The following is an 8,984-nucleotide window of genomic DNA, read 5'->3' on the forward strand; positions in this document are numbered from 1 at the left end:
AACTTGACTTCTGTAAAGTTGTGCTGTGGTGTCTTGTTCTCAAAAAATGGAGCGAGCATGCCATGGGCACTTTGGATTTGGGCTTTTTGTGTGGCATTGATGGTGGGGGGTTGTTGGGGTGTGTTTGCTTTAGGTGGCTGTTGTTTGGCTTGTTGTTCGACTTTAAGAGCGGCGAGCTTTAATGTGGTATCTGAGTCTAACCCCCTTTGAAAATCTTTTAAAAACTGATCTATGTTCTCAAACACATACACAAACCTTCCTTCTCGTTCTTTTATAGCTTTGAAGTATTGCCATTTGTCATTACCCTATAGAGCAATGTGCCCTGCCATCTCAAAATCTCTTTTTTCATTGCCTAAAATCTCAAATTGCCCCGCTATCCATTCTCTAGTTTTGGCTGGGTAGATGTCTACGAGTCGCACTGCCTTGAATAAATGTTCTGGGTTATCTACCCGAAGCTTGCCTTGTGTGTTGATTAAACCCTTCAAGGTCTTAACATCCTCTTTACTAAAGTGGCGGTGGTAGGCTTTATTCTCTTTATGGTCTTGTATAAGGGCATCTAACACTGCGCTTTTAGAATCTCTAGCTTTTAGAGCATTTTTGCGTGCCTCTTGCTCAGCGATAGTCTTAGGATTAGGGGCGACTTCAAAGACAATGCCTGTAACTTTACCCCCTCGTCCTGTTCTAATTTTTCTGTAGTGAATGGCACTATAAATGCGTTGATCTAGCAACTGCATTTTTTCAGCGTGTTCTTTGATCTCGTCTTGGGTGTAGGCGAGTTCTTTGCAAGCGGGGGTAAGCACATTATTATTAACCTCAAACATTCTTTCTACAAATTCTCTTAATGCTTTTAGCGCAAAAAAAATCAAAAACGCCTATAAACACTAAAAGGTAAGCCAAGCTAATGCTTGGGCATCTATGCTCTTGGGGGCAAGCCCCCAAACCCCCAAGAGAGAGTTTTGAAGTGAGGATTGGAGTTTTGGTTTTGAAGTATCTATGACTACTGGGTAATCGTGTTTTTCGTATTTTTTGGGAGAGAGTTGAAAAAACAACCAAACAGAGCAATCATGTCTTTGAAAAGTAAGAAAACGCAAAGTGATAAAACAAAATATAGTGTTTAAAGCGCTTTTAAAAGGTCGTAGAGCGAAAAGTTAGTGGAGAGTATCGAATATGGTTTAGGGTTGAAAGCAGTTGTGGAAGATGTGTGGAGGGCTTTTAAAGCAAATATCAATGTCTTATTCGAACTACTTTGTACAAAAGCCTTTAATGAGAACGCGTTAGAGGAGGGGATTATTTGTGAATTACATCAACCACTTGCCAAGGATAGATGGATTTCCTATCAAAACTTTAAATTAAATCACGCTTTGGACTTTTCAGGGAAAACAATATTTTTAACATTTCAACTTTGGTCCAGTAATTTTTCACAGCGTTCTTAAATTTCACATTATGAGGGACTCAGAAACAATATCAATAGGGTTCGTTACGATACTAAATCGTGTATTTTTGTAACTGTTCTAACCTGACTTTGCAATACTCTAAAAATCTTTTACCAAACCATTAACCTTTTCAACTAAAGTTCCCTTGTCCTAAACGGGCTTGATGTGTTTGGCATTGAGATTAGACAAACAAATTTGAAGGAGAGATCATGGCTAAGAAAATGAAGGCGGCTGTAGCTAGAGAGTTTGGGAGTCCGCTCTCCGTGGAAGAAGTGGATGTTCCTAAAGTGCATGAAGGGGAGGTGCTGGTTAAAATTGAAGCATGTGGGGTGTGCCACACGGATTTGCATGCTGTAGAGGGCGATTGGCCTGTTAAACCTAAGCTCCCCTTGATTCCCGGACATGAGGGTGTAGGATATGTAGTAGAAGTAGGCAAGGGTGTTAAGCATATCAAGGAAGGTGATGCCGTAGGGATTCCTTGGCTTTATAGTGCATGTGGGCACTGCGATCACTGCATGGCTGGTTGGGAAACACTCTGTGAGCATCAAGAAAATGGAGGTTATTCTGTCAATGGTGGGTATGCCGAATATGCGCTAGCCGATGCCAATTATGTCGGCGTGCTTAAAAAAGATACAAACTTCTTAAACATTGCACCTATTCTCTGTGCGGGCGTTACGGTGTATAAGGGGCTTAAAATGACAGAAGCCAAGCCCGGACAATGGGTTACCATCTCTGGCATTGGTGGGCTAGGGCATTTAGCCGTGCAGTATGCGAAGGCGATGGGTTTGAATGTAGCCGCGGTGGATGTATCGGAGGATAAATTAAAGTTAGCTAAACATTATGGTGCGAGTGTGGTGGCTAACGCAAAAGAGTTGGGCGAACAAGGCACGATTGATAAAATTGTGAAAGAAACCGATGGGGGGACACACGGGGTTTTGGTCACTGCTGTGCACCCGGTTGCATTTAAACAAGCGTTGGGGTTTGTGCGCCGAGGCGGAACTGTGGCGATGAATGGCTTGCCCCCAGGGGAATTTCCGGTCAATATCTTCAACCTGATCTTAAACGGGGTCACCTTGCGCGGGTCGATTGTGGGCACGCGCCTAGATTTGCAAGAGGCGATCAATTTTGCTGAGGATCAAAAGGTTAAAGCCCATGTTGCGCCGGCTAAGTTGGAGGACATCAACGCTATCTTTGAACAGATGAAAAAGGGAGCGATTGATGGGCGCATGGTGCTTGATTTTAGTCATTGAAAGGGGGACGCATGAGCATTTATAAAGACAGCCGACAGATTTTTAAGCCCCGTTATGAAAATTATATTGGGGGGGAGTGGGTCAAACCCATTGAGGGGCACTACCATGCCAATAAAAGTCCTATCAATGGCGAGGTTCTCTGTGAAGTGCCTTTATCCAGCTCTGCTGATGTTGATAAGGCATTGGCGAGCGCACACAAGGCTAAAGATACTTGGGCAGCCACTTCTGTTGAGGCGCGTTCCAATATTCTGTTAAAGATTGCCGATCGCATAGAAGCTAATTTAGAGAAAATTGCCCACGCTGAAACTTGGGATAATGGCAAGCCCATTCGAGAAACACTCAATGCGGACATTCCTTTAGCTGTCGATCACTTCCGCTATTTTGCCGGCTGTATCCGCGCACAAGAGGGGAGCATTGGCGATATTAGTGAGGATTTGGTTGCCTACCATTTCCACGAGCCCCTGGGCGTGGTCGGGCAGATCATCCCTTGGAACTTCCCCATTCTCATGGCAGCTTGGAAACTAGCACCGGCTTTAGCTGCGGGCAATGCTGTGGTGATCAAGCCCGCATCGCCAACGCCGGCTAGCATCTTGGTTCTCTTTGAAATCATCGGCGATCTCTTACCCCCAGGAGTGGTCAATATTGTCAATGGCAGTGGTGCTAAGATTGGCAAGCACCTAGCCACAAGCCCCTTGATTTCCAAGGTGGCTTTCACCGGTTCAACGGCTGTAGGACGGCAGATCATGCAATTTGCTACGGAAAATATCATCCCTTGCACTTTAGAGTTGGGGGGCAAAAGTCCTAATATTTTCTTCCCCGATATTTGCGATCACGAGGATACCTTTTTGGATAAAGCCATAGAGGGATTAGTCCTCTTTGCCTTCAATCAAGGCGAAGTGTGCACTTGTCCTTCAAGGGCATTGGTGCATGAAAAAATTTATGACTCGTTCATGCAAAAGGTCTTAGAGCGTGTGAAAGCCATCAAGGTGGGTAATCCGCTGGATGTAGAAACAATGATGGGCGCACAGGTGGATGAAAACCAAGTTAATACCATCTTGAATTACATGCAGGTGGCTAAAGAAGAGGGTGCAGAGTGCCTTATTGGTGGGGGTAAAAACCACATCAAGGGCTTGGAGAATGGGTGTTATATCCAACCCACAATCTACAAAGGACATAATAAGATGCGTATCTTCCAAGAAGAAATCTTTGGTCCCGTGCTCGCTCTCACCACTTTTAAAGACGAAAAAGAGGCCTTAGAGATCGCCAATGACACCATGTTCGGCTTAGGAGCGGGTGTGTGGACGCGCGACATTAACCGCGCCTATCATTTTGGACGCGCCATTAAAGCCGGGCGGGTGTGGACTAATTGTTACCACGCCTACCCTGCACATGCTGCCTTTGGGGGTTATAAACAAAGTGGCATTGGGCGCGAAACCCATAAGATCATTTTAGATCACTATCAGCAGACCAAAAATATTTTGGTGAGTTACAGCACCCATAAACTAGGGTTTTTTTAGTGGGGGATTGAGTGGAGGTAGCAAAGGTTGTTTTAACACCTGAGGCGGCTAAACTCATCCAAGAGCTCAAGGCTTTGCATCCGGATTTCATCTTTTATCAGTCTTGCGGTTGCTGTGATGGGAGCATTGTCTATGTTTATGATCGATCTGATTTTAAATTAGGCGATAATGACATCTGTTTGGGGTGCGTAGGGGGAGTGGAGTTTTATATGCACAAAAAGCAGTATGAATACCAAAAACACACACAGCTTATTTTAAGTGTTAAGCCCATCGATGGCAGTGAATTTTCTTTGGAATATGGCATGGGCAAAAGCTTTGAACTCCAAAGTCGTTTGTTTAGCCCTGAGGAGCTAGAGGAATTACAAAGACAGGTGTAAACCTGAGGTCAAAAACAATTGATGCGATTCGTAGGATTTTTTCCCCGCAAAAAAACTAATCAAAAACGAAGCTTGTAGAGCATCTCACTTATAGAGCTAGATGGTTGCCATTGAGGGGATACCCATAGATTCCTTAGTGGTTTGTTACTCAAGTGCTGTGGGGGTATAAAAACCTTTTATACTCCCAAAGGGAGCAAAGACCCCCAACGAGTCACTAGCTAGCTGCGCCGCTTAGGTTAAGCTCTTATTTACCCGTTTTTCGGCTAATTTTTGGGGCTATCTCTCCCCGAGATAAAACCACGATAAAGCAATTTGGGCGGGGGTGGCGTTTTTGGCTTTGGCTATGTCTTGCACCAACTCCACTAGGGTGTAGTTTTGGGCTAGGTTTTCTGGGCTAAACTTGGGCACGATATTTCTAAAGTCCTCTTTAAAAAAGTGGTGTTTTTGGCAAATTTGCCCCCTAAAAAGCCCTTGCCTAGAGGTGAAAAGGCAACATAGGTAATGTTATGTGCCTCACAAAGCCTCGCTCATCCCCCACGCTTTGATTTTGCCCTCTTTAATGAGCTCTTGCATTGTGTGGGCAACTTCTTCTATGGGTGTGTTGGTATCCATGCGGTGCTGGTAATACAAATCCAAACATTCTATGCCTAGGCGTTTTAAACTCCCCTCTAGGGCTTGGCGTATGTTGGTAGGGCTGGAGTCGGTTTTTAAAGCCCACCCCCTTCTTCATCCTTATAAATCCTGAATTTGCTTGCAATGACAACCTTGTCCCTAAAGAGTTTAATGGCTTCGCCTAAGAGCTCCTCGTTGTAAGCCCCATAACCTTAAGCTGTGTCAAAAAAGTTAATGCCAAACTCAAAGGCTTTATGTATGAGTTTAGTCATTTCTTTTTTGTCATGCACTTCACCATAGCCAAAACTCATGCCCATACAGCCCAAAGCCAAAAGGCTGACTTGAAAGTGTCCTAATTGCTTATGTGTCATGTTTTCTCCTTGTTTTAAAGTATTTCACACGATAAAGCCTACCACTTAGTGTTTAAAGGTATAAGCATAGGCAACGGTCTAGATGATTTTTAGTGTGGAGTAGAAAACGGGTGTTAGTGTTTTACTGCTGCGTGGGGATATGGGGGTTGTGCTAGTTTAGTGTGGATGGCTTTTTTATGTCGTTGTCTAACTCTAAACGCCAAACGAGAGGTAAAAGACACCGACTAAAACACTAATCTTGTGCTTTTTGTTTTTGCTCGGCTAGTCCTAAGAAAGTAGGGGCTAAATTTTAGATTGGACAAAGTTTTAATATTCTTGCAATCACCTATGGCGCGAGGCTAGATACACTTTTGTGTATGGTTGTTTCTTTGATACTAAGTTAAGTATTTTTAGTGGGTCTGTGTGGTGATGGAGATAGTCTTTGAAAAATAAGCAAAATCCTACTAAGATGTGGCTGTTTTCACTCTTTTTATAAAGGGTTTTTTACTAGGATGATAGCTAGCAAGCAGTTTTTAAACTTTAAGTGTTCCCTTTTTGGAGTTGGTGCCTTGGCTTTTCTCTCTTTGGTGCCTCTTAGTGGGGAAAAAAATGGGTTCTTTGTAGAGGGCGGTCTTGAGTATTCCCATTTTTCAGGTCTTGACACGCATGTGGTTAAACCGGTTGCATTGCAAGAGCTGATACAGGTGAAGCAACAGGAGATCGAGCAAGAATATGTAAAAACTCTTGTAGCATCGGGGGATACCCAACCGCAGGCAGAAACCTATAGGAACGAACATATAGCAAGCTTTTACGCATACGCTAAAAGTGCTGCAGAGCGTGAACTTCTTGGAATACCAGCCTCTAGCAAAGCCCCTTACGATGGGAATCTCTTTGGGGTAGATCTCCAAGTTGGTTATAAACAATTCTTTGGCAAAAAGAAACATTGGGGTCTACGCTACTATGGGCTCATTAGCCTACAAGGTGGAGGTTTCTCGCAAAAAACGGGGAATAAATACTCCACACAGGGACCCGTGGGGAATTTCTTCTATGGTGTGGGTATAGATGCGCTTTGGAATTTCTACCACAATAAGAGAAGTGAATTTGGGGTCTTTGTGGGCGTGGCAGTTGGAGGGAGCAGTTGGACTTTTGGGGCAGGTAAGGCTAATGATGTGTGTCAAACACGAGCGACTAGCGGTAACTGTGTAAGCATGAATGACTATTATGGTAACTTGACGAGTGCCAATGACGGCAATGTGTCCAGAGCCTCGTTCTCGCCTACCTTTGTGCAATTCCTCGTCAATGTTGGATTTAGAACCAATTTCACCAGACATCAGGGCTTTGAAGTGGGTGTGCGCATCCCCACCATTGACGACCCGTATTTTAAGATCGCATACACAGAGATGGGACCATGGGGCAATGAGGGAACTTGGAAAAACCTCACCTTTAGGCGCGATGTGGCCATCTATGCCAACTATGTCTATAATTTTTAAGCATGGCTGGTGGTGGATAGCGACAATCTTGATTTGAATCGGTAAGCCAAGCTAATACTTGGCGTCTATGCTCTTGGGGGCGAGCCCCCAAACCCCTAAGAGAGGGTTTTGGAGTGAGGATTAGATTTTTGGTTTTGAAATGTCTATGGTTGTGGGGTAATCATGTCTTTGGGGAGAGAGTAAAAAACAACTAAACAGAGCAGTCATGTCTTTGTGAAGGTAAGGTAAAGCAAAGTGTAAATCAAACATAGCGTTTAAAGAGCTTTTAACGACAAACTTCGGCGCAAGTTAAGGCTTTTTTATAAAAAAATACAAGAAAGTTCTTTTTTATGCATGGATTTTAGGGCGATGGACCTAAACGCCTTGAACTCTAAGGATTTTCTCTACCTTGATCCACCCTATCTCTTGGGCTGTGCGAGTTACAACGAAAATGGAGGCTGGTCTGTAGGCGATGAGTTAGACTTATTGCGCTTTTTAGAGAGAACTAGCTACAAGGGCATTAGATTTGCGCTCTCTAATGTGCTCGAGCATAAGGGGGCAGGACATGATTTACTCTTGGAGTGGTGCAAGGCGCAAAAGTGGCACATCCACCCTCTAAAACATAGCTACGCCAATTCTAGCTACCAAGCCAAGCACAAAACCCCGAGTCAAGAAGTGTTGGTTACGAATTATGTGCTTTAGTTGGCTTAATGGCTAGATCAAACTTTGTTTTATTCTAACTATCTATTATCCACCTTTGTGAGATGTAAGATTGTGGTATAAGCGGTTCAAGCAGGTGTTTGACGGTGAGGGAACAAGAGTCCTTAGATTGAGTGACATGGGCTGTCCCCTATATGAAGGGTGCAGCATAGGATTAAGGGGGTTCTTGGGCTTCACACAAGATTTTGGAGTAGCTTGTGTGGCGGTTTTCCCCCTTGGGTTGGTGGGTTGTCTCGTGGTGTGGAGTTTAGCACACTAGCACTTTGGCTCTTAGGATATTGGATGATAGTGTGTGTTTGCTATATGTCCTTCTTAGTCTTTCTGCCCCTTTGTTTTTAGTTTCTTGGGGCTTAGAAGTGTCTAATTCTAACTCTTGTTCTGTTTGTGTGCTTGCCCCTTTGTTTGCTTCTCTCTTGGATAGTTGTTGCGACTTAGGGATCTGTGCTGTTTCTTATTTTCTTTGTTCTCTTTTTTACTTAAGTGGCTGTAACTACTTCTTGTGCGAGCTTTCTAGGGCCTACCCATAGGTTTTTTGCCCTCAAACTCCACTGTCAGTATTTTTATCCCCTTTTGATCTCTCAAGCATCACCCTAACATGTGCGAACTCATCTTTTCATGGCTCTATTTATCCTAACATGACCTCTAGCGGTGTATAATTTGGAATTTTGGATTTTAATTTCTAAGTACAAGGAGTTGAAGTTGTTATTGCGCATCAAGAATAGCATTAGCTTGGTATTAATTTTAGTATTGACTGCTTTTATGCCCTTAAAAGCATATGGATCATACCAACAAGTGGAACAAGTCAGCTCACTTGTGCAAGCAGGATTAGAGGCTAGAAGCCAAGGGCAGTTTAAAAAAGCTTTTGAAAATTTTCATGCTGCCTACGAATCGGGAGATAGCTTGGGGGAAGTGTTCTTAGGAATGGCTTATATGAGGGGGCAGGGGGTTAGGCAAGATGGAAAAATAGCTAAACAATACTTTGAGTCTGTATTGAGAAAATACAAAGGAAATCAAAGAGAGTACTCTCTACCTGTTTCTGTAGCTTTCTTTGGTTTAGCACAGATATATGAAAAAGGGCTTGGTGTAACACAAAGCATGGGCAAAGCACTAAAATTCTATAAAAAAATTATTTCCTACAATGGAGGTAGAGGATATGGACTAATCATCTTTGGCGGTCTCACTGCTTTCACCATAATTACAATTCCTCTAATCTATTTTAGATACGCTCAAGTAAAAAATTTAAGAGTAGCTGAATT

8 protein-coding genes and 2 pseudogenes are annotated in these 8,984 nt (G+C 43.4%); 7 read left to right on the forward strand and 3 right to left on the reverse strand.

Annotation, left to right across the window (positions count from 1 at the left end):
* The coding region (locus QSJ47_RS07950; RefSeq protein WP_285602996.1) for a hypothetical protein at nt 1-251 on the reverse strand (251 nt) is incomplete at its 3' end.
* A 54-nt stretch (nt 252-305) separates the two neighbouring features.
* A complete protein-coding gene (locus tag QSJ47_RS07955) occupies nt 306-821 on the reverse strand; it encodes a hypothetical protein (RefSeq protein ID WP_221272667.1) in 516 nt (171 codons plus the stop codon).
* 330 nt (nt 822-1,151) lie between these two features.
* Between QSJ47_RS07955 and QSJ47_RS07960 the strand changes: the two genes are divergently transcribed.
* The 4 genes from QSJ47_RS07960 (at nt 1,152) to QSJ47_RS07975 (ending at nt 4,577) form a co-directional block, all read left to right on the forward strand.
* A complete protein-coding gene (locus QSJ47_RS07960; protein ID WP_221272668.1) occupies nt 1,152-1,433 on the forward strand; it encodes a hypothetical protein in 282 nt (93 codons plus the stop codon).
* Nucleotides 1,434-1,642: 209 nt separating this feature from the next.
* A complete protein-coding gene (adhP, locus tag QSJ47_RS07965; protein WP_285602997.1) occupies nt 1,643-2,683 on the forward strand; it encodes an alcohol dehydrogenase AdhP in 1,041 nt (346 codons plus the stop codon).
* A gap of 11 nt (nt 2,684-2,694) precedes the next feature.
* On the forward strand, nt 2,695-4,200 hold the full coding sequence (locus QSJ47_RS07970) for an aldehyde dehydrogenase family protein (RefSeq protein WP_285602998.1): 1,506 nt from the start codon (nt 2,695-2,697) through the stop codon (nt 4,198-4,200).
* An 11-nt stretch (nt 4,201-4,211) separates the two neighbouring features.
* Nucleotides 4,212-4,577 carry a DUF779 domain-containing protein gene (locus QSJ47_RS07975; protein ID WP_221272670.1) on the forward strand — a complete coding sequence of 122 codons (366 nt, stop codon included), beginning with the start codon at nt 4,212-4,214 and terminating at the stop codon, nt 4,575-4,577.
* 297 nt (nt 4,578-4,874) lie between these two features.
* Here the strand turns inward: QSJ47_RS07975 and QSJ47_RS07980 are convergent.
* Nucleotides 4,875-5,560: pseudogene (locus QSJ47_RS07980) on the reverse strand (aldo/keto reductase); the annotation flags it as partial.
* Nucleotides 5,561-6,108: 548 nt separating this feature from the next.
* Here QSJ47_RS07980 and QSJ47_RS07985 point away from each other — a divergent pair.
* The 3 genes and pseudogenes from QSJ47_RS07985 to QSJ47_RS07995 form a co-directional block, all read left to right on the forward strand.
* Complete coding sequence (locus tag QSJ47_RS07985; RefSeq protein ID WP_285602999.1) at nt 6,109-7,029, forward strand: outer membrane protein; 921 nt, start codon at nt 6,109-6,111, stop codon at nt 7,027-7,029.
* Nucleotides 7,030-7,320: 291 nt separating this feature from the next.
* Nucleotides 7,321-7,710 (forward strand): annotated as a pseudogene (locus QSJ47_RS07990) (DNA adenine methylase); the annotation flags it as partial.
* A 717-nt stretch (nt 7,711-8,427) separates the two neighbouring features.
* On the forward strand, nt 8,428-8,984 hold a 557-nt coding region (locus QSJ47_RS07995; RefSeq protein ID WP_502875129.1), incomplete at its 3' end, for a tetratricopeptide repeat protein.

The sequence above is a fragment of the Helicobacter sp. NHP22-001 genome, from assembly GCF_030270165.1.
GTDB lineage: Bacteria > Campylobacterota > Campylobacteria > Campylobacterales > Helicobacteraceae > Helicobacter > Helicobacter gastrofelis.

Excerpts from the sequence above, each read along its gene's own strand:
- QSJ47_RS07955 (WP_221272667.1), bottom strand. The coding sequence starts at position 821 with ATGTTTGAGGTTAATAATAATGTGCTTACCCCCGCTTGCAAAGAACTC.
- adhP (WP_285602997.1), top strand. The coding sequence starts at position 1,643 with ATGGCTAAGAAAATGAAGGCGGCTGTAGCTAGAGAGTTTGGGAGTCCG.
- QSJ47_RS07970 (WP_285602998.1), top strand. The coding sequence starts at position 2,695 with ATGAGCATTTATAAAGACAGCCGACAGATTTTTAAGCCCCGTTATGAA.